Below are 19217 nucleotides of genomic sequence, written 5' to 3'. Positions count from 1 at the left end.
GGGGCAGGCGGGGCGGCGGGGCGGCGGTCCCCGACCGGTGGCCGTCCGCTCCGCGCGGTGCCCCGCGCCCCGGGCGGTGTCGGGGCGCGGGAGCCCGGGGGTCAGGGCCGGGCGGCCGGGGCGCGGTCGACCAGGACGGGGCGGTCGGGGAGGGTGAGGGCGGCGCGGGTGCCGAGCGGCAGGGTGGCGGCCGTCCCGGTGGGGAGGTCGGACTTGATCTCGGTGCCGTCGGCCAGGCGCACGGTGAGGCGGGTGACGGCGCCCAGGAAGGAGGCGGCGACCACCAGGGCGGTGCCGTCCTCGGCGGGGGCGAGGGCGACGTCCTCCGGGCGGACCAGGACGTGCAGTTCGCCGTCGGCGGGCAGGGCGCCGTCCACGGGGTGGCGGCGGCCGAGCACCTCGACCTCGCCGTCGGCGGTGCGCGAGCACGGGACGCGGCTCATGGTGCCGACGAACTCGGCGACGAACGCGGTGGCCGGCCGGGAGTACAACTCCGAAGGGGTGGCGCACTGTTCGAGGCGCCCGGCGCGCAGGACGGCGACCCGGTCGGCCATCGAGAGGGCCTCCTCCTGGTCGTGGGTGACGAACAGGGTGGTGATGCCCAGCTCCTGCTGGAGGCGGCGGATCTCCTCGCGCAGCGTGAGCCGGACCTTGGCGTCGAGCGCGGAGAGCGGCTCGTCCAGCAGCAGGACGCGCGGCTGGAGGGCGAGCGCGCGGGCCAGCGCGATGCGCTGCTGCTGGCCGCCGGACATCTGGTGCGGGTAGTGCGCGGCGCGCTGCGGGAGACCGACGAGTTCCAGCAACTCCTGGGCGCGGCGCTGCCGTTCGGCCTTGCCGACGCCGCGCATCCGCAGCCCGAAGGCGACGTTGTCGGCGGCGGTCAGGTGCGGGAAGAGGCTGTAGGACTGGAACACCATGCCGGCGTCGCGCCGGTGGGCGGGGATGCGGGTGATGTCCTCGCCGTCGACCAGCACCTCGCCGGAGTCGTGGGTCTCGAACCCGGCGAGGACGCGCAGCGCGGTGGTCTTGCCGCAGCCGGACGGGCCGAGCAGGGCGAGCAGTTCGCCCGGGCGGACCGTCAGGTCGAGGCCGTCCAGGGCGGTGGTGGTGCCGAACGTCCGCCGCAGCGAACGGAATTCGACGGTGGCGCCGCCGGTGGCGGCGTCCTGGGCGAGGGGGGCGGTGGCGGTGCTCATGGGTGGCGGTCTCCGGGAGCGGTCAGGAAGTGGCGGCGGTCTGGTGGCGGCGCTCGCGGCCGGCGGCGGCCAGCAGGAGCAGCAGCACCCAGGTGATCAGCAGGCTGAGCACGGACACCGCGACGGACATCTGGCCCCGGCTGTTGCCGACCGAGTAGATCCACACCGCGAAGGGCTGGTAGCCGAGGATCGAGGCGGTGGTGAACTCGCCCAGGACCAGGGCCAGGGTGAGGAAGGCGGCGTTCAGCAGCGCGCCGCGCAGGTTCGGCACGATCACCGAGAGGACGGCCCGCGGCCAGCCCGCGCCGCAGTTGCGGGCGGCCTCGACCAGGGTGCGCACGTCCACGGCGCGCAGCCCGGAGTCCAGGGCGCGGTAGGCGAGCGGCAGCGCCATCAGCACGTACGCGATGACCAGGACGAGCGGGAACTCCGGCCGCTGGACGAACACGAAGGTCTGGAAGAGCGGCGTGTCCATCAGGTGGTCCGGGCCCCAGCGCAGCACGCCGATCAGGCCGGCGGTCAGCGCGACCGGCGGCACCACCAGCGGCAGGGTGCAGACCACTTCGAGCACCGGGCGCAGCCGGGGCGAGCCGAGCCGGACCGCGATCATCGCGGGCACCAGCAGGAGCAGCAGCACCACGACGGTGACGGCGGCCAGCTCCAGGGTGAGCACCAGGCTGTCGGTGAAGCCGGGGGCGGAGAGCAGGCCGGTGTACGCCTCGAAGGAGATCCCGTCGGTGTCGTCGATCGAGAACCAGACCGAGGCGGCCAGCGGGACCGCGAAGTACAGGCCGGCCAGCAGCAGGACCGCGCCGCGCCAGACCCGCAGGCGGGAGATCAGCTGAGCCATCGGGCACTCCGGCGCTGGAGGGGCAGGTAGACGGCCATCACCAGGACGGCCACGACGATCATGTCCAGGCTGAGCGCCAGCGCCAGGTTGCCCTGGCCGACCAGCACGTTGCCGGAGAGCGCGTCGGCGATCTGGCGGCTGATCAGCGGGACGGTCGCGCCGACCATCGCGGCGGCGGTGGCGTACGCGGCGAACGCCGAGCCGAACAGCAGCACGAAGCCGCCGAGCAGCGAGGGGAACAGGATCGGCAGCGCGACGTGCCGCCAGTACTGGAGGGCGGTGGCCCGGTTGTTCTGGGCGGCCTCGCGCCACTGCACCCGCAGGCCCTCCAGCGCGGGGGTGATGGTGAGCACCATCAGCGGCACCAGGAAGTACAGGTAGGTGACGGTCAGGCCGGTGAAGCTGTACAGCGACCAGCCGTGGTCGGTCAGGTGGAACAGCTTGGTCAGTTCGCCCGCGTTGCCCAGGGTGGCGACGAAGGCGAACGCCAGCGGCAGGCCGCCGAAGTTGGCGAGCACGCCGGAGGCGGTCAGCACCGCCTCGCGCAGCAGCCGGAACCGCGAGGTCAGCACGGCCTGGGCGATCGGGACGCCGAGCACGGTGCCGATCAGCGCGGTCAGCGCGGACAGCTTCACGCTGGAGACCAGCGCCGTCCAGTACGCGCCCTGCACCGAGTCGGTCAGGTTGGCGGTGGTGAACGAGCCGGCGCCGCTCTCCGCGTCGCTGGAGAGGGTGAACGCCCCGGTGACGATGGCGACGGCGGGCAGGCCGAAGCCGACCAGGAAGAAGGCCAGCAGCGGCACGGTGGCCAGCCAGGAGCCGCCGCGCAGCGGGCGGCGCCGGACGGGCGGCGGGGTGGGGGGAGCGGTGGCGGCGCCGGGAGCCCCCGGGCCGCCGCTGGGGTCAGCGGCGGCCGGGGTCGGCACCGGGGTGGGAGCCGTGGTCATGTCGGTGATCAGCCCGCGATGGCCTTGGCCCAGTTGTCGGTCACGACCTTCTTGGCCGCGTCGACCTGCTCCGGGGTGGGGAAGGTGGTGAAGGGCTTCTCGACGACCGGCAGCTTGGCCGCGGCGGCGGTGTCCAGGGTGCCGTCCGCCTTCATCGCGTCGAACAGCGCCGGGGTGGCGTAGCCGCCGAGGAAGCCGTTCTGGCCCTCGGCCGAGTACAGGTACTCGATCCACAGGCGGGCCGCCGCCGGGTGCGGGGCGTCCTTGTTGATGGCCTGGCTGTAGTACTGGGCGTAGGAGCCGTCACCGGGCACGGCCACCTGCCAGTCGATGCCCTTGGTCTTGAACTCGTCGGTGTAGCCGGCGTTCAGGTACGACCAGTCGATCGAGATCGGGGTCTCGCCCTTCTCGATGGTGGCCGGGGTGGACTCGACCGGGTTGAAGTTGCCGGACTGCTTCAGCTTGGCGAAGAAGTCGATGCCGGGCTGGACGTTGTCCAGCGAGCCGCCGTTGGCCAGCGCGGCCGCGTACACGCCGCCGAACGCCGAACCGGACTTGGTCGGGTTGCCGTTCAGCGCGACCTGGCCCTTGTACTCCGGCTTGAGCAGGTCGGCGAAGGTCTTCGGGCAGACGGCGACCTTCTTGGCGTCGCAGCCGATCGAGACGTAGCCGCCGTAGTCGTTGACCTGGAGGCCGTTCGGGTCCTTCATGGTGGCGGGGATCTTGTCGAAGCCGGCCACCTTGTAGGGGGCGAGGATGCCCTCCTTGGCGGCGGACAGGGCGAAGGCCGAGCCGAGGTCGACGGTGTCCGGGGCGCGGTCCTGGCCCTTGCGGGACTTGATCGCGTTGATCTCGTCCTGGCTGGAGCCGTCCGGGTTCTCGTCCTCGATCTCGATGCCGTACTTCGCCTTGAAGTCGTCCATCAGCTTGCCGTAGTTGGCCCAGTCGCGCGGGAGGGTGATGACGTGCAGCTTGCCCTCCTTCTTCGCGGCGGCCACCAGGCCGTCCATGCCGCCGAAGTCGGCCAGCGAGGTCGCGGTCTTCGCGTTCACCGTGCCGCCGCCGGCCTTGGCGGCCTCGCCGGACGTGGCGGACGAGCCGGCGGAGCCGCAGGCGGAGAGGGAGAGCGCGGCAGCGGTCAGCACGGCCGCGAGGGCGGCGGCGCGGTGGCGGTGCACGGTCACGGGAGGGTCTCCTGGAGGAAGGGGAGCTGCAGAGATCACGAGGGGTGCGCGGTGCGCGGCGGGTCCGGTTGTCCGGTCAAGTTGGCCAGCCAACTTCCTTCGCCGGAAGCAAGTACGCCCGAAGCCGGTGACGGGAAGGTGAACGGACGGCCCAGGACGGGGGTCGGCTGCGGGAACGGTCGCGCCCGGGTCGGGCCGCTCCGGCCGCACGGGCTACAGTCAGTGGTGTACGCGCGGTCACGCGCAGCACACGGCCCAACCTCCGTACCAGCCAAGGGAACTCGACGCACGTGGCACTCGACCAGGACCGCGCCGCCGGCTCGCTCTACCGCAAGGTGGCCGCCGACCTGCGCGAAGCGATCACCTCCGGCTCGTTCGGCGAAGCCGGACGCCTGCCGGCGGAGGGCGCCCTCGCCGAGCAGTACGGCGTCTCCCGCGGCACCGTCCGCCAGGCCCTCGCCATGCTGCGCGCCGACGGACTGGTCACCTCCCGCCGCGGCACCCGCCGGGTCGTCCTCGGCACCGCCCGGGTCCAGTCCTTCTCCGAACTGCTCTCCTTCACCCACTGGGCCCGCTCAATGGGCGAGGAGCCCGGCGGCCGGCTCGAATCGCTGATCCGCCGCCCCGCCGACGCCGCCGAACGCGAACAGCTCCGCCTCGACCCCGGCGCCGAGGTCTACGTGACGCTCCGGCTGCGCACCCTCTCCGGCGTCCCCGTCATGGTCGAGCGCACCGTCTACCCGCCCCTGGTCGGCGAACTGGTCGCCCAGCTCCCGCCCGACGTCGTCTCGCACACCGAACCCCTGCGCGAGCACGGCATCCTGTTCACCGACGCCGACCACACCATCGACGTGGTCGCCGCCAACGCCGACGACGCCCGCCTCCTCACCTGCCGCCGCGGCAGCCCGCTGCTGCGCGAGAAGCGCCGCACCACCGACCCCACCGGCACCCCCGTCGAGTGGTCCCAGGACCGCTACCTGCCCGGCACCGTCGCCTTCTCCATCCACAACTCGCTGGCCTCCTCCGCCCTCTCCCGGCACGCCCGCGACGACGACTGAGCACCTGCATCGGCGCGTGGGCTCCGGCGCTCGCCCGCAGGGGCGAGGTGGCATACAGTTGTCATACGTCGTGGCCGGGGAGTGCGAGGGGTGATGATCATGGCGACCGCGAAGCGTGCGACACCTGTGGGGACGACCCGTGCGGCGAGGAGTCCCGCTCGGACGGCGGCCGGGCCCAACGCGCGGAGGGCGAGTGCCGGCGCACCCAGGGCCGTGGCTCAGATGCGGCTGCAGCCGGGCGATGAGGAGACCTTGCAGCGGGTGGCGGCGGTTCTCGGACTGGAGACGACTGCGGACGTCCTGCGCGAAGGACTGCGCCGATTGGCCGTCGAAGCCGATGAGATCCAGGCTGCCGAAAGCATTCGAGCCTACTACCGGGGGCGCCCCGCTCCCCTGCCCGAAGGGGTCGAGGAGCTGACACCGGAGGAACTGGCGGAGGCCGACGCCGAGATCGAGCGCGGTATCGCCGAGGGCCGGTGGTGACGGCGCGCCTGGAGGCACTGCGGGGCGAGGTATGGATCTGCGCGAAGCTTCCGGGCCGGATCGGCATTCATCCGGTGGTCGTACTGACGGCCAACCGCATCGCGCAACCACTGTCCGCCGTGACGGTCGCACTGATCACCGGAACCTCGGGGCCACCGGAGACCAGGGTGGCACTGGGGGCTGACAGCGGCCTCATGAAGTACGCCGAGTCCCACGTGGACTGCACGAGCCTGCACACGGTGGCCAAGTCCTCGCTGCGGTCCCGGAGGGGGCGGTTGGACATCGGGGAACTGGCCGCCGTGGAACGGGCCGTCCGCCGGGTGATCGGGCTCGGTTCCTGAGCCGACGGAAATGCGGGTGCGGCCGAGACCGCAGGGGATGACAATCGCCGGATGACTGACATCACGCGCATCGACCCGGCGGAACTCCACCCCACCTCCGGCTACGCGCACATCACCGTGGTGGAGGCCGGGCGCACCGCGCACCTGGCCGGGCAGTGCCCGCTGGACGGCGAGGAGAAGCTGGTCGGCGCGGGGAGCCTGGACGTCCAGATCGACCAGGTGGTGGCCAACTCGATGACGGCGCTGGCCGCGATCGGCGTCGGGCCCGAGCGGGTGGTGCGCTCGGTGATCTACGTGGTCAGCGACCGCAGCGAGGTCCTCGCCGGAGCCTGGGACCGGCTGACCGCCTCCCCGCTCGCCCCGGCCCTCACCACCGCCTCCACCCTGCTCGGCGTCACCGCCCTCGGCTACACCGGCCAACTGGTCGAGATCGACCTGACGGCGGCGCTCCCGGGCTGACGGCCGGGTGCCGCCACGACGACCGGGCGCCGCTCGGCCGGACGGGCGCGGACGGCTCCGGCGCCGAGCGCGGCTTCTCCGGCCGGAAGGTCCGGTCCGAGCGGGCCCTCGTCTGCGGTCAGCGCATCAACTCCATTAGCAGCGGCCGGAATTCGGCGAAGGCGGGGGTCTCGGCGGCCGGGTCCTTAGCGGCCTCGTCCCAGCGGCGGACGGCGACGGCGTCGGCGTGGCGGGGGTGGGCGGCGAAGGCGGCGGCCTCGGCCGGGGGCATCGGGCCGCCCTGGAGGGCCAGGGTGTGGACGGAGGCGGGGGAGAGGCGGGCGGCGTAGCCGGGCTCGGTGGCGCACAGGTAGCGCTTGGCGTCGACGTGCAGGCGGACCGGCTCGGTGACGGCGGGCGGGAAGTACGGGGCGAGCCGGGCGGCGGCGGTCGCGCCGTGGCGGTTGTCGGTGCCGGCCATCAACTCCAGCCCGCTGCCCCGGAAGTGGCCGATGTCGTGCAGCAGGGCGGCGGCCACCAGCGCGGGCGGGGCGCCGGCGGCGCGGGCCAGGGCGGCGGCCTGGAGCATGTGCGTGGCCAGGGTGACGGCCTCGCCGAGGTACTCGGCGGCGCCCTCGCCCTCGAACAGGGCCTCCAGTCCGTCCAGGGCGGCGGTGTTCCGGCGCAGCACGGCGAGGGTGGAGGAGAGCGCGTCGAGGTCGGCGTAGCAGCCCTGGAGGTGGCGGTGGCCGGTACCTTCGCCGGTGCCGTCGCCCTCGCCGGTGGCGAAGGCGGTGCGGGCGTGCAGCAGGCGGGTGTTGTCGAGGAGCAGGCAGTCACCGGGGGCGAGCCGGAAGTCCAGGCGCAGCTCCGGGCGCAGGGTGATCGCGGCGAAGCGGCGGTAGGCGGTGTAGAAGGCGTCCAGTTCGGCGGGGGCCAGGCCGCGCAGCGTCCCGGTGGAGCGGTTGTTGAAGCGGACCTCGCGGATCGCGCCGCGCGGGTCGAGTCCGATCAGCGGCCGCTCGGCGGAGAGTTCGGTGCCCCGGTCGCGGTAGCGGAACGGCACCGGCGTGCGGGTGAGCAGCGCGAACGCGGCCGGGTCCTCGTCCCGCAGCAGCGCGGCGGCGCGGAAGCCGTCGACCAGGCCGGAGTCGCCGCCCTCGGCGTCGTTGCGCAGGCAGTGCAGCAGTTGCAGGGTGGGCACCGGGTCCCGGTAGGGGTTGTCGGTGTGCGGGGCGATGGCGGCGCCGGTGAAGGCCAGGTTCGCCGGGTCGGGCTCGACCCGGACGTCGAACAGCTCGCCGTAGTTGGTCTCCCGGACGTAGCCGAAACTCCGTGCCACGGCCAGTACCCGGCCCTCCTCGACCGGGACGCCGCGCAGCAGCGCGAAGCCGGAGCGGCGGACGGCGGCCAGCACGGCGATCCGCTCCTCCGGGTCGGCCAGGTACCCGGCCCAGTCGGCCTCGGGCAGGCCGCGGGCGAAGTCGGCCGCCTCCCACAGCCGCTTGGCGTGCTCGGTGCGCTCGTCGGGGCCGGCGGGCGCGTCCCACCCGGCCGGGTAGTGCGAGCGGTGGCCGTCGGACCACAGCACCGTCAGACCGGCGGCGTCCTCGACCGCCTCGGCGGCGGCCAGGTCGTCCGGCAGGTCGCCGACCTGGAACAGCTTCTGCCCGCCGCGCGGGTCTCGGCAGGCGGTGCACGGGCAGTTGTCGCGCAGCCAGTACGGGTGGGGCACGGACATCGGGCAGCCTCCAGGTGAACTGAAAGTTGTACAGCCAACTTCGCGGGCTGCCCAGCCAAGTCCCCGCGGGCGTACGCCACCCGCCCGCCCGGTGAACGGCGGACCACCGGCGGCCGAACCCTGTCACCGCCGGGGGCTACCCTGCCGGGCATGACGCTCGACCTCGCCCGCGACCTGCCCGCCGCTCTTGCCGACCGCACCGCCGCCTGGCGGCTGATCGCCGAGATCGCCGCCTTCTGGGGCGCCCCGCTGCGCCCCGGGGCCGGAACCGGGGCCGGGATCGACGCCGGAACCGGGGCCGCGATCGACGCCGAACTCGACGCCGCCGAGACCCGGTTGGGCCTGCGCCTGCCCGCCGCCCTGCGCGAGGCGCACCGGCTGATCGGCGACCGGCCCGACCTCACCGGCAACCACGACACCCTGCTGCCGCCCGCGGAGCTGTACGTCGACCGCGGCTGCCTGGTCCACCGGGTGGAGAACCAGTCCTGCGCCTACTGGGGCATCCCGCTCGCCGCCCTCGGCCAGGACGACCCGCCCACCGTCGGCTGGCCGGACGCCGCCCCGTCTGTGCCGCTGGAGATCACCCCCTGGACCGCCCGGTTCTCCACCGAGTGCCTGGCCGTCGTCCTCACCGAGCCGCTGCTCGACGAGGCCGCGTACGTGGACGCGGGCGAGGTCGACCCGGCCGGCCTCGCCGACTGGACCGAGCTGCCGCGCCTGCACGAGCCCGGCGTCGACACCCGGTTCTTCGCCCGCCCGGAGGGCCTGCTGGTGGTGCAGGGCGGCTCCTGGCTGGCGATGCGGGCGGTCAGCCAGGAGGCGCTCGACGCGCTGTGCGAGAAGCTGCCGGTCTCCTGGCTCGACCACTGACGATGCGTCAGATCGCCTGCTCCCACGCCTCGGTGGCCGCCGCGACCGCCGCCGCGGCCGGGGCGCCGGTGGCCTCGGCGAGTAGCTCCAGGGTGGCGATCACGGTCTCCGGGTTGGCCGCCGGGCCGTAGTGGTTGAGCCGCAGCATGGTGGCGGCCAGCGCACCGCCCGCCTGCACGGGCAACTGCGGGGCGCGGCGCTGGACTTCGGCCGCCAGGTCGGCCGCGCTCGCGCCCAGCGCGGTGCGCAGCGTGGTGGCGACCGGGGCGGCGTGCTCGGCGCGCCGCACGTACGGGGCGACGGTGCCCAGGGCGAGGGCGCCCGCACGGGTGGCGGCCGCCGCGGCGCGGTGCCGGGCGATCACCGCGTCCAGTGTCTCGGCCTCGATCGCGGCCAGGCACTCCTCCAGCGCCAGCATCTCCAACTGGGCCGGAGCGTGCGGAAGTTGGGTACGACCGGCGTCCGTCCAGCGCTCCTTCCAGTCCAGCAGCGAGAGGTAGGAGCGGCGCGGCGCGGCCGGGTTCGCGGCGATCCGCTGCCAGGCCCGCTCGCTCACCGACACCGCCGAGACGCCCGCCGGGCCGCCCATCGCCTTCTGCCCGCCGATCACGCACAGGTCGACGCCCCACTCGTCGGTGAGCAGCGGCTCGGCGGCCACCGAGGCCACCGCGTCCAGCATCAGCAGCGCCCCGTGCCGCCGCACCGCCTCGGCGACCTCCGCGACCGGGTTGGTGTTGCCGGTCGCCGCCTCGGCGTGCACCAGCGACACGAAGTCGATCTCCGGGTGCTCGGCCAGCACCTCCGCGACCCGCTCGGCGCTCACCGCCTCGTCGAACGGCACCACCAGGTCGACCACCTTCGCCCCGGCGGCGCGCAGCCAGCCGCCGAAGGTCTGCCCGTACGGGCCGGTGACGACGTTCAGCGCGGTCGAACCCGGGTGCGCCGCGCCCTTGATCGCCGCCTCCAGCGGCAGCAGCGCCTCGCCCTGGGTGACGATCACGTCGTTGCCGGTGCGCAGCAGCGCCGCCACCCCGTCCTCGATCGCGGCGAACCGGGCGGCGGTCAGCGGGGGAAGGTCGAGCAGCATGCGGGGGAGCCTTTCGGTGCAGCGGAGGGCCGCCGGGGCGGGCCGGGGACGTGGGGTCGCCGCCGACCAGTCTGCCGCAGATCGGCCGCCAGCCCGCGACCGGCGCCGGGCGCGCCGGGTGCCGCCGGGCACGCCGAGTACAGTGCCGGGCATGACGGACCGCACGGTGCTGCACATCAAGGGCCGGGTACTGATCGGCCCGGAGGACGTCCGGGACGAACTCTGGGCCGTGGACGGGCGGGTGACCTTCGAGCGCCCCGCCGCCGAGCCCACCGCCACCCTCACCGGCTGGGCGCTGCCCGGACTGGTCGACGCCCACTGCCACGTCGGCCTGGACGCGCACGGCGCCGTCGACCGCGACACCAGCGAGCGGCAGGCCCGCACCGACCGGGACGCCGGCACCCTGCTGATCCGCGACGCGGGCTCCGCCGCCGACACCCGCTGGATCGACGACCGCGACGACCTCCCGAAGATCATCCGGGCCGGCCGGCACATCGCCCGCACCCGCCGCTACATCCGCAACTACGCCCACGAGATCGAACCCGGCGACCTCGCCGCGTACGTGGCCGCCGAGGCCCGGCGCGGCGACGGCTGGGTCAAGCTCGTCGGCGACTGGATCGACCGCGGCGTCGGCGACCTCGCCGCCTGCTGGCCCGGCGACGCCCTCACCGAGGCGATCGCCGCCGCCCACGCCGAGGGCGCCCGGGTCACCGCGCACTGCTTCGCCACCGACTCGCTGCCCGACCTGCTCGCCGCCGGCATCGACTGCGTCGAACACGCCACCGGCCTCACCGAGGACCTGATCCCGGCCTTCGCCGAACGCGGCGTCGCCATCGTCCCCACCCTGGTCAACATCGCCACCTTCCCGAAGCTCGCCGACGGCGGCGAGGCCAAGTTCCCGGCCTGGTCCGCCCACATGCGCCGCCTGCACGCCCGCCGCTACGACACCGTCGGCGCCGCGCACGACGCCGGCATCCCGATCTACGTCGGCACCGACGCGGGCGGCTCGCTCGCCCACGGCCTGGTCGCCGAGGAGGCGGGGGAACTCACCCGCGCCGGCCTCACCCCCGTCGAGGCGCTCGCCGCCACCACCTGGTCCGCCCGCGCCTGGCTCGGCCGCCCCGGCCTCACCGAGGGCGCCCCCGCCGACCTCGTCCTCTACCCGGCCGACCCGCGCGCCGACCTGCGGGTCCTGGCCGCGCCCGCGCACGTGGTGCTCAACGGGAAACCGGTGTGAGCCCCGCGTCCGTGCCCGGCCCGCCGGCCCGCCGGCCCCGCTCCGGCCCTGGTCGCCCCGGTCCCGGTCCCGGCGGCCGGCGGGCGGGCCCTCGTGAACTCCGGTTGTCGGTCCGGCCGATAGGCTGCCGTCATGGCTGCTCGACCCTTGCACGAAGTCGTTGAACCCGGCTGGGCCCAGGCCCTCGCGCCGGTCGCCGGACAGGTCGCCGCGATGGGGGACTTCCTGCGCGCCGAGATCGCGGCCGGCCGCTCCTACCTGCCGCCCGGTCCGCAGGTCCTGCGGGCCTTCCAGCAGCCGTTCGCGGACGTCCGGGTGCTGATCGTCGGGCAGGACCCGTACCCCACCCCCGGGCACGCCGTCGGCCTCAGCTTCTCCGTCGCGCCCGAGGTCCGGCCGGTGCCGGCCAGCCTGGTCAACATCTACCAGGAGTACAGCCAGGACCTCGGCCTCCCGGCGCCCTCCAACGGCGACCTCACCCCGTGGGCGGACCAGGGCGTCCTGCTGCTCAACCGGGCCCTCACCACCCAGGCCCGCAAGACCAACGGCCACCGGGGCAAGGGCTGGGAGGCCGTCACCGAACAGGCCATCAGGGCGCTCGCCGCCCGCGGCGGCCCGCTGGTCGCGATCCTGTGGGGCCGGGACGCCCGCGAGCTGCGCCCCTGGCTCGGCCAGGTCCCCAGCATCGAATCGCCGCACCCCAGCCCCTACTCGGCGAACAGCGGCTTCTTCGGCTCCCGGCCGTTCAGCCGGGCCAACGACCTGCTGGTCCGCCAGGGCGGGCAGCCCGTCGACTGGCGGCTGCCCTGACCTGAACGCCGGACCCCGGACTCCCCGAGCGGTACGGGGAGTCCGGGGCCGCGGAGGTCAGTGCGCGCCGCGGGTCCGCTCCCGGGCGGCGCGGCGCTTCATGGCGCGGCGCTCCTCCTCGCCGGTGCCGCCCCAGACGCCGTACTCCTGGCCGGACTCCAGCGCCCAGCTCAGGCACTGCTTCAGCACGGGGCAGCCGTGGCACACGGTCTTGGCCCGCTCGGTCTGCCGCAGGGCGGAGCCGCCGGTCCCGACCGGGAAGAACAGCTCCGGGTCCTCCTGCGCGCACGCGGCGCGGTGGCGCCAGTCCTCGGCGCCGGGCTGCTCCTGCTCCGCGGGCCGCTCCGGCGCCGGCTGTTCCGCGGCCCAGTGCCGGAGGCGCGCGGTCGTCCGGCCGGTCGTGCCGCTCCGCCGCCGGGAAGCGGTGGAGGCCCAGGGTCGGGCACTGCTGTGGGCGGTTGCCATGGGTCATCCTCCAGCTGGCCGGTTCGGGCCTCCTCGGTGGCGGCCCGACTCGCTCCTCTTCTGCTCCGCCCCGGCGCACTGATGCACGTTCCGGCCCGCCGATGTGGAATTCCCGGATTCCGGCTGCCATTTGCGCGAACGAACTCGCGCCGGATGCGTCGACAACGGTCAGCTCGGAGCGTCAACCTCACCCGAAGGAGTGAAATGACGTTCTGTGTTGCTGGAGTGACGCACTGTTCGAAGAGACTGACGGCAGCCGAGAGCGCGAGTCCCCTCCCCGTGCGGTGCGCCGGGTGAGGTCGCGGACGCGCTCTTCCGTTCACCACGTGTGGGGGTTCCTGCCATGTCTGTTCTGCGTTCGGTCGCCGCCTCGGCCCTCGCGGCGACCGCGCTCGCGGTCGCGGTCGCGCTGCCGTCCCCGGCGGCCTTCGCCGCCGATGCCGGGCGCACCCCCGCCGAGCCCGGGAAGGCCAGCGCGGTCACGGCCCGACTCGACCTGGACGTCACCCTGGTGAACACGGTGAACGTGCCGGTGGACGTGGCGCTCAACCGGGTGGAGTCGCCGGCCCGGCGGGACGGCGCGGTGCTGACCGCGAAGGTGGACGGGGTGGACGGCGGGCGGCCGGTGACACTGGTGAAGGCGGAGGTGGGCAAGTCGGTCACCAGGGCGGACGACCGGCTGGCCGCGGCGTCCGTGCAGCTGGTCAACGCCGACCTGCACGTGCCGGGCCTGCCGCTGACCACGCTGCTCGGGCTGGAGGCGATGAGCGCCGAGGCGAACTGCCCGGTGGACGGGCAGCCGACCGCGGACGTCGTCGCGCCGGCCCGGCTCACGGTGCTGGGGAAGTCGGTGACGGTGGGCCTCAACTCGCCGACGCACGTGGACGTTCCGGCGATCGGCTCGGTGGACGTCGAGTTCGCCAAGAAGACCGTGACCGGCAGCACGGCGGCGGCCGCCGCGCTGGAGGTGAAGGTCGCGCTGAACCCGCTGAACCTGAACGTGGCCAAGGTGAACGGCACCGTGACGGTCGCCTCGGTGTCCTGCCGGAAGCCGGTGGCGGCGGTCGTCCCGGCCGCGGCGGCCTCCTCGCCCGCGGCCTCGCCGTCGAAGGCGCCCGCGGCCCCGGCGTCCGCGCAGAACCGCGCGGTGCCCGAGGCGGCGAAGGAGGAGCTGGCGTACACCGGCTCCTCGGGCAGCACGGTGCTGGCCGCGGGCGGCGGGACGCTGCTGGTGGCCGGTGCCGCCGCGGTGTGGATGACGCGGCGGCGCCGGGCGGCGCACGCGCGGCACCGCTGACCCGGACGCGTCACCGCTGGTCGGGGGCGGGACGGGCGTCCGGGCGGGCGTCCGTTCCGCCCCTTCCGTCTCACCGGTGTGACCACATCGTGAGACAGGCACTCCCGGTGGGTGAGCGTGCCGCTGCGGACCGTTGGTTCACATGGGCGTTACATCGGAGGAACAACCGGGAAACGGCGACTTGCGACGCTACGCGGGCACCCCACCACCCAAGCAGTGAGGATCACCGCAGTGGCGATCAAGGCCGAGTACATCTGGATCGACGGCACCAAGCCGACCGCCAAGCTCCGCTCCAAGACCCGGGTGCTGCCGAACGCGGACAAGATCCCCACCTGGGGCTTCGACGGCTCGTCGACCAACCAGGCCGAAGGCCACGCCTCCGACCGCGTGCTGGAGCCGGTCAAGGTCGTCAAGGACCCGATCCGCGGCGGTGACAACATCCTCGTGCTGTGCGAGGTGCTGGAGATCGACGGCACCCCGCACGAGACCAACACCCGCGCCGCGCTGCGCGAGGTCGCCGAGCGCTACGCCGCGCAGGAGGCGATCTTCGGCATCGAGCAGGAGTACACCTTCTTCAAGGGCTCCCGCCCGCTCGGCTTCCCCGAGGGCGGCTACCCGGCCCCGCAGGGCGGCTACTACTGCGGCGTGGGCGCCGAGGAGGTCTTCGGCCGCGAGATCGTCGAGCTGCACCTCGACCGCTGCATCGACGCCGGCCTGGCGATCTGCGGCATCAACGCCGAGGTCATGCCCGGCCAGTGGGAGTTCCAGATCGGCCCGGTCGACGCGCTGACCGTCTCGGACGACCTGTGGATCGCCCGCTACCTGCTCTACCGCACCTCCGAGGAGTTCGGCATCGACGCCACCCTCGACGCCAAGCCGGCCCGGGGCGACTGGAACGGCGCGGGCGCGCACACCAACTTCTCCACCAAGGCGATGCGCGAGGGCTACGACGCCATCATCACCGCCTGCGAGTCGCTCGGCGCCTCCCAGGAGAAGGTCCTGGAGCACGTCAACCAGTACGGTGACGACATCCAGTCCCGCCTGACCGGCAAGCACGAGACCGCCCCGTGGAACGTCTACTCCTACGGCGTGTCCAACCGCGGCGCCTCGGTCCGCATCCCGTGGCAGGTCGAGGTGGAGCAGAAGGGCTACATCGAGGACCGCCGCCCGAACGCGAACGTCGACCCGTACGTGGTCACCCGCCTCCTGGTCAACACCTGCTGCGAGGCCCTGGAGAAGGCCGGCCAGGTCTGACCCGCCCCGCACCGCACGACAGCGCCCGCCGGCCCCCGCGAGGGGACGGCGGGCGCCGCCGTGTCCGGGGGGCCGTCGCGTCCGGGGCCGCCGTGCCCGGGGCCGTCGCGTCCGCGTGCCCGCCGGGCGTCACATCCGGACGAAGCCGTGGGTGCGGCCGACCGTGACGAACCCGCGCCGGGCGTACCACCGCTGGGGCCAGTCCTCGGCGTCGGCGACCAGGAAGCGCAGGCCGCCGGGGGAGCGGTCGGCGGCCATCCGCAGCGCGGTGGCCAGCACGGCGTCGGCCAGACCGCGGCGCTGGCGGTCCTCGGCGGTGGCCAGGTCCTCGATCTGGGCGGTGCCCGCAGCGTCCTGGTACAGGTCGGCCCAGGAGCCGAACTCGCCGTCGGCGTCCCGGGCGGCCAGCGTCAGCACCCGCGCGGCGCCCCGGGCGCGGGCGGTACGACGGTTCACCAACTGGGCGATCGACTCGTCCGCGGCCCACGGCAGCCAGCAGCGCCACTGCCGCTCCAGGGCCGGGGCCAACTCCTCCAGCCCCACCGGCCCGGCACCCCCGCCGGACGGCACCGGCCCCCGGTGGACCATCACCACCTCGGTCTCGTGCCGGTACCCGGCCGCCGCCAGCCCGGGCGCGAGCGCCACCCCGGACGCGTCGTCGAACACCGAGATCCGCCGGTGCCCCAGGTGCCCCAGCACCTCCTCGGCCAGCCCCGCCACGTCCACCCCGCTCGGCGGAGCGTCCAGCACCAGCTGGTTGTGCTCGTGCGAGTACCCGAACTCCTCGCTCAACACGCCGAACCCGCCCGGCAGTTCCACCACCTCGGCAGCCTGCCGCCGGGCGAACCCGCGACGGAACTCCAGCGCGACCCGCAAGCTCTCCTCGACCATCCGGCCATCGTAGGCCGCCCCCTCCCCCCGCCCCGAGCGGTCTCCCACCGGCCCGGCGCCCCCGCCGGGAGCGGCGGCACGGCGTACGGGGCGGACGGCGCGGACGGCGCGGACGGCGACGGGTTCGGTGACGGTCGGCGCGCCGGGTCGGCGGTGGGCGAGGTCAGGTCCCGCCGGCCGGGGCCTCCCGCCGGGGCGGCGGCACGGATGACCGTCGGGCCGCGCCCGGGCCCCGGAGCGACGCGAACTCGTCCGTGTGCTGCGTGCGTCGGAACTCCGGCCGGGCGGGGTGCGGTGGGTGCCGGAGTGGGAGGAGGGCCCCGCCGGGGCGGCCGTCCCGCCGGGCTGTCCGGTCCGGGTCGGCTGCGGTCCCCGGCCGGGCCGCGCACCCCCTCCCGAGGGGCGTCGCGGGCCCTAGGCTGGGCCCATGACCGATACCGCGCCCGCTGAGGCCGACTTCACCCCGGGGGAGCTGGCCCGGGGCCGGGCGCTGCGGCGGGCCCGGCTGCCGTGGGCGCTGGGCGGGCAGGCGGCCGGGCTGGCGCTGAGCGCGGTGCTCGGTTTCACCGCGGCCGGGGCGGGACTGGTGAGTGCGGTCGGCGGCTGGTTCGGGGGCGGCTGGGCGGCCGAGGTGCTGGCGGGGAGTGCGGCGCTGGTGCTGCTCGGCCGGGTGGTGGCGTTGCCGTTCTCGGCCCGGGTGCGGGCGGTGTCCGCCCGGTACGGGCTGGTCACGCAGGGGTGGGGCGGCTGGGCGGTGGACGTGGTGCGCGGCACGGCCGTCACGCTCGCCCTGTTCCTGCCGCTGGCCCTGGGGCTGTACGCGCTGATCGGCCGCTGGCCGGGCCGCTGGTGGGTGCCGGGGGCGGTCGGAGCGGCGCTGCTGGCCGTCGTGCTGTCCTTCCTGCACCCGCTGGTGCTGGAGCCGCTGTTCAACCGGTTCACCCCGCTGCCCGAGGGTGAACTGCGCACCGCGCTGCTGGAGTTGGCCCGCCGGGACGGCGTCGCGGTGCGCGAGGTGCTGGTCGCCGACGCCTCCCGCCGCACCACCGCGCTGAACGCGTACGTCTCCGGGTTCGGCCCGACCCGGCGGATCGTGGTGTACGACACCCTGCTGTCCACCGCCGAACCGCGCGAGATCGAACTGGTCGCCGCCCACGAACTCGGCCACGTCAAGCACCGGGACGTCGCCACCGGCACCGCCCTGGGCGCGCTCGGCGCGGCCGTCGCGGTGCCCGTGCTGGCCGCCCTGCTGGCCTGGCGTCCGCTGCTGGACGCCGCCGGGGCCGACCGCGTCCAGGACCCGCGCTCCCTCCCGCTGCTGGCCGCCCTGGCGGCCCTGCTCGGTGCGCTCAGCATCCCCGCGCAGTGCGCCGCCAGCCGCCGGATCGAGGCCCGCGCCGACCGGCACGCCCTCGAACTCACGCGCGACGCCGAGCAGTTCATCGCCATGCAGCGCCGTCTCGCGGTCGCCAACATCGCCGACCCGTACCCGCCCCGGGCGGTCGAGCTGCTGCTCGCCACCCACCCCGCCACCGGCCGCCGGATCGCCGCCGCCCGGGCCTGGCTCGTCCGCGAGGAGGCCCGGTGACCCGTCCGCTGCTGCTGCTCGACGTCGACGGCCCGCTCGCCCCGTACGTCGGCTCCCCCTACCGCCGTCCCGAGGGCTACCTCACCCACCGCCTCCCGGTGCGCAGTTGGCGGGAACGGCAGCGCGCCGCGGGCATCCGCGCGCCCAAGCCGCTGCGGGTCTGGCTGCACCCCGGACACGGCCCGGCGCTGCGCGCCCTGCCCTACGAACTCGTCTGGGCCACCACCTGGAAGGAGGAGGCCAACGAGCACCTCGCCCCGCTCCTCGGCCTGCCCGAACTGCCGTACGTCGACTGGCCGTCCATGCACCACGGCGACCCCGACGGCCTGCACTGGAAGACCCGCCACCTGGTCGCCTGGGCGGCCGGCCGGCCCTTCGCCTGGGTGGACGACGAGATCGGGCCGCAGGACACCGCCTGGATCGCCGCCCACCACCCGGCTCCCGCGCTCACCCTGACCGTCGACCACCGCTGCGGGCTGCGCCCCGCCGACTTCGCCGCGCTCACCGACTGGGCGGAGGGGAACGGGGGTTGAGGGTCGCCGCACTGCACCGCCACCCGGTCAAGTCGCTGCTCGGCGAGGAGGTCGCCCGGGCCCGGATCGACGCGGGCGGCCTGGACGGCGACCGCCGCTACGCGCTGCTCGACCTCACCGACGGCCGGATCGCCAGCGCCAAGGAGCCCCGCACCTGGCGCCGCCTGCTCACGCTGCGGGCCGGGACGGCGGACGGCGGGGTGCGGATCACCGGCCCCGACGGCGCCGCGCTCGACGACGCGGCGATCTCCGCCCTGCTCGGCCGCCCCGTCCGGCTGATCGAGGAGCGCCCGCCCGGGGCGACGCTGCGCCGCTCCGTCCCCGAGCAGGTGCTCGCCGCCGGGATCGACGCCGAAGTCGATTACACCGTCCAGGAGTTCGGCGGAGCGGCGGCGCCCGGCAGCTTCGTCGACTTCGCCCCGCTGCACCTGGTCACCACCGCGAGCCTGGCCGGTGCCCCCGCCGCCCGCTACCGCCCCAACCTGGTGATCGACCACGACGGCGCACCGTACGCCGAGAACGCCTGGATCGGCCGCGAACTCGCCGTCGGCCCCCGCCTGCGCCTGCGGGTCATCGCCGCCACCCCGCGCTGCGCGATCCCCGCCCTGGCCCACGGCGGCCTCCCCGCCGACCCGGAGGGGCTGCGCCGCCCCGCCCGGGAGAACCGGATCCGGCCGCTGCCCGAACTGCCGCCGCTGCCCTGCCTGGGCGCCTACGCCCAGGTCGTCGTCCCGGGGACGGTGGAACCGGGGGACGCGGTCACGCTGCACTGAGGGGGCGGCGGGCGCCCGGGAGCCGACGGCCGCTCGGACGGACGGCATGAACCGCCCGGCCCCGGGCACCCGAACCGGTACCAGCCGCCCGGCACCCCCGCCGACGCCGATCGGAGCGCAGGGCGGGCGCGCCGGGTGCGGCGGCCGGGACGTTCCGCTTCGAAAGGACAGATC

Annotated in this window: 19 protein-coding genes and 1 pseudogene; 12 read left to right on the top strand and 8 right to left on the bottom strand. The window is 75.0% G+C overall.

The genetic code is table 11. The features are described 5' to 3' along the window. Positions 1–101: 101 nt before the first annotated feature. From K353_RS08150 to K353_RS08135, 4 genes are read right to left on the bottom strand one after another with little or no spacing between them, the layout of a single operon-like run. Complete coding sequence (locus tag K353_RS08150) at positions 102–1196, bottom strand: ABC transporter ATP-binding protein (protein WP_111552905.1); 1095 nt, start codon at positions 1194–1196, stop codon at positions 102–104. 22 nt (positions 1197–1218) lie between these two features. Next, positions 1219–2046 carry an ABC transporter permease gene (locus K353_RS08145; RefSeq protein ID WP_199528037.1) on the bottom strand — a complete coding sequence of 276 codons (828 nt, stop codon included), beginning with the start codon at positions 2044–2046 and terminating at the stop codon, positions 1219–1221. Further along, a complete protein-coding gene (locus K353_RS08140; RefSeq protein WP_111552904.1) occupies positions 2034–2993 on the bottom strand; it encodes an ABC transporter permease subunit in 960 nt (319 codons plus the stop codon). Before K353_RS08140 ends, K353_RS08145 begins: the two co-directional genes overlap by 13 nt. An 8-nt stretch (positions 2994–3001) precedes the next feature. Continuing rightward, a complete protein-coding gene (locus tag K353_RS08135) occupies positions 3002–4177 on the bottom strand; it encodes an ABC transporter substrate-binding protein (protein ID WP_111552903.1) in 1176 nt (391 codons plus the stop codon). 290 nt (positions 4178–4467) lie between these two features. On the opposite strand from K353_RS08135, the gene K353_RS08130 reads away from it, so the two are divergent. The 4 genes from K353_RS08130 (at position 4468) to K353_RS08115 (ending at position 6518) form a co-directional block, all read left to right on the top strand. After that, positions 4468–5235: a GntR family transcriptional regulator gene (locus K353_RS08130; RefSeq protein WP_111552902.1), complete on the top strand. Its 768-nt coding sequence runs from the start codon at positions 4468–4470 to the stop codon at positions 5233–5235. Between the two features lie 222 nt (positions 5236–5457). Then, complete coding sequence (locus K353_RS08125; protein WP_233533444.1) at positions 5458–5718, top strand: hypothetical protein; 261 nt, start codon at positions 5458–5460, stop codon at positions 5716–5718. Further along, complete coding sequence (locus K353_RS08120) at positions 5715–6059, top strand: type II toxin-antitoxin system PemK/MazF family toxin (protein ID WP_233533443.1); 345 nt, start codon at positions 5715–5717, stop codon at positions 6057–6059. Before K353_RS08125 ends, K353_RS08120 begins: the two co-directional genes overlap by 4 nt. A gap of 51 nt (positions 6060–6110) precedes the next feature. Continuing rightward, positions 6111–6518 (top strand): RidA family protein, encoded by a 408-nt coding sequence (locus K353_RS08115; RefSeq protein ID WP_111552900.1) that lies wholly within the window; start codon positions 6111–6113, stop codon positions 6516–6518. Between the two features lie 118 nt (positions 6519–6636). Here the strand turns inward: K353_RS08115 and K353_RS36480 are convergent, their stop codons facing one another. Next, a complete protein-coding gene (locus tag K353_RS36480) occupies positions 6637–8238 on the bottom strand; it encodes a TauD/TfdA family dioxygenase (RefSeq protein WP_111552899.1) in 1602 nt (533 codons plus the stop codon). Between the two features lie 150 nt (positions 8239–8388). On the opposite strand from K353_RS36480, the gene K353_RS08105 reads away from it, so the two are divergent. Beyond that, positions 8389–9108 (top strand): SMI1/KNR4 family protein, encoded by a 720-nt coding sequence (locus K353_RS08105; RefSeq protein ID WP_111552898.1) that lies wholly within the window; start codon positions 8389–8391, stop codon positions 9106–9108. Between the two features lie 7 nt (positions 9109–9115). Here K353_RS08105 and K353_RS08100 read toward each other — a convergent pair whose 3' ends face one another. Then, the gene (locus K353_RS08100) at positions 9116–10195 is read right to left on the bottom strand and encodes an alanine--glyoxylate aminotransferase family protein (protein ID WP_111552897.1); all 1080 of its coding nucleotides are present in this window, start codon (positions 10193–10195) and stop codon (positions 9116–9118) included. 151 nt (positions 10196–10346) lie between these two features. Between K353_RS08100 and K353_RS08095 the strand changes: the two genes are divergently transcribed. Further along, complete coding sequence (locus K353_RS08095) at positions 10347–11432, top strand: amidohydrolase family protein (RefSeq protein ID WP_111552896.1); 1086 nt, start codon at positions 10347–10349, stop codon at positions 11430–11432. A gap of 132 nt (positions 11433–11564) precedes the next feature. Further along, entirely contained in the window at positions 11565–12242 is a 678-nt protein-coding gene (locus K353_RS08090; RefSeq protein WP_111552895.1) for a uracil-DNA glycosylase, read from the top strand. Positions 12243–12299: 57 nt separating this feature from the next. Here the strand turns inward: K353_RS08090 and K353_RS35410 are convergent. Next, a pseudogene (locus tag K353_RS35410) lies at positions 12300–12551 on the bottom strand (WhiB family transcriptional regulator); the annotation flags it as partial. A 499-nt stretch (positions 12552–13050) separates the two neighbouring features. On the opposite strand from K353_RS35410, the gene K353_RS08080 reads away from it, so the two are divergent. Beyond that, positions 13051–14004, top strand: a complete 954-nt coding sequence (locus tag K353_RS08080) for an SCO1860 family LAETG-anchored protein (RefSeq protein WP_111552893.1) — start codon at positions 13051–13053, stop codon at positions 14002–14004. Between the two features lie 231 nt (positions 14005–14235). After that, positions 14236–15258 (top strand): glutamine synthetase, encoded by a 1023-nt coding sequence (glnII, locus tag K353_RS08075; protein ID WP_111552892.1) that lies wholly within the window; start codon positions 14236–14238, stop codon positions 15256–15258. A gap of 129 nt (positions 15259–15387) precedes the next feature. Here the strand turns inward: glnII and K353_RS08070 are convergent, their stop codons facing one another. Next, positions 15388–16149 carry an N-acetyltransferase gene (locus K353_RS08070; protein ID WP_111552891.1) on the bottom strand — a complete coding sequence of 254 codons (762 nt, stop codon included), beginning with the start codon at positions 16147–16149 and terminating at the stop codon, positions 15388–15390. Positions 16150–16576: 427 nt separating this feature from the next. On the opposite strand from K353_RS08070, the gene K353_RS36815 reads away from it, so the two are divergent. The 3 genes from K353_RS36815 to K353_RS08055 are packed head-to-tail and all read left to right on the top strand — an operon-like array spanning position 16577 to position 19043. After that, positions 16577–17737, top strand: a complete 1161-nt coding sequence (locus tag K353_RS36815) for a M48 family metallopeptidase (protein WP_111552890.1) — start codon at positions 16577–16579, stop codon at positions 17735–17737. Beyond that, on the top strand, positions 17734–18270 hold the full coding sequence (locus tag K353_RS08060; protein WP_111552889.1) for a hypothetical protein: 537 nt from the start codon (positions 17734–17736) through the stop codon (positions 18268–18270). Before K353_RS36815 ends, K353_RS08060 begins: the two co-directional genes overlap by 4 nt. Then, complete coding sequence (locus K353_RS08055) at positions 18267–19043, top strand: MOSC domain-containing protein (RefSeq protein WP_111552888.1); 777 nt, start codon at positions 18267–18269, stop codon at positions 19041–19043. The genes K353_RS08060 and K353_RS08055 overlap by 4 nt, the downstream gene beginning before the upstream one ends. The last annotated feature ends 174 nt before the right edge of the window (positions 19044–19217 follow it).

It is taken from the genome of Kitasatospora sp. SolWspMP-SS2h (assembly GCF_003259315.1).
Taxonomy (GTDB): Bacteria; Actinomycetota; Actinomycetes; order Streptomycetales; family Streptomycetaceae; genus Kitasatospora; species Kitasatospora fiedleri.
The sequence above is the reverse complement of the archived record's forward strand: the minus strand, read 5'-3'. Positions and strand labels throughout refer to the sequence as shown.

What these genes read in the sequence shown, in the direction of transcription:
- K353_RS36480 (WP_111552899.1), bottom strand. Translation starts at nt 8,238, where the DNA reads ATGTCCGTGCCCCACCCGTACTGGCTGCGCGACAACTGCCCGTGCACC.
- K353_RS08080 (WP_111552893.1), top strand. Translation starts at nt 13,051, where the DNA reads ATGTCTGTTCTGCGTTCGGTCGCCGCCTCGGCCCTCGCGGCGACCGCG.
- K353_RS08140 (WP_111552904.1), bottom strand. Translation starts at nt 2,993, where the DNA reads ATGACCACGGCTCCCACCCCGGTGCCGACCCCGGCCGCCGCTGACCCC.
- K353_RS08150 (WP_111552905.1), bottom strand. Translation starts at nt 1,196, where the DNA reads ATGAGCACCGCCACCGCCCCCCTCGCCCAGGACGCCGCCACCGGCGGC.
- K353_RS08145 (WP_199528037.1), bottom strand. Translation starts at nt 2,046, where the DNA reads ATGGCTCAGCTGATCTCCCGCCTGCGGGTCTGGCGCGGCGCGGTCCTG.
- K353_RS36815 (WP_111552890.1), top strand. Translation starts at nt 16,577, where the DNA reads ATGACCGATACCGCGCCCGCTGAGGCCGACTTCACCCCGGGGGAGCTG.
- K353_RS08095 (WP_111552896.1), top strand. Translation starts at nt 10,347, where the DNA reads ATGACGGACCGCACGGTGCTGCACATCAAGGGCCGGGTACTGATCGGC.
- K353_RS08090 (WP_111552895.1), top strand. Translation starts at nt 11,565, where the DNA reads ATGGCTGCTCGACCCTTGCACGAAGTCGTTGAACCCGGCTGGGCCCAG.
- K353_RS08105 (WP_111552898.1), top strand. Translation starts at nt 8,389, where the DNA reads ATGACGCTCGACCTCGCCCGCGACCTGCCCGCCGCTCTTGCCGACCGC.
- K353_RS08100 (WP_111552897.1), bottom strand. Translation starts at nt 10,195, where the DNA reads ATGCTGCTCGACCTTCCCCCGCTGACCGCCGCCCGGTTCGCCGCGATC.
- K353_RS08125 (WP_233533444.1), top strand. Translation starts at nt 5,458, where the DNA reads ATGCGGCTGCAGCCGGGCGATGAGGAGACCTTGCAGCGGGTGGCGGCG.
- K353_RS08070 (WP_111552891.1), bottom strand. Translation starts at nt 16,149, where the DNA reads ATGGTCGAGGAGAGCTTGCGGGTCGCGCTGGAGTTCCGTCGCGGGTTC.
- K353_RS08115 (WP_111552900.1), top strand. Translation starts at nt 6,111, where the DNA reads ATGACTGACATCACGCGCATCGACCCGGCGGAACTCCACCCCACCTCC.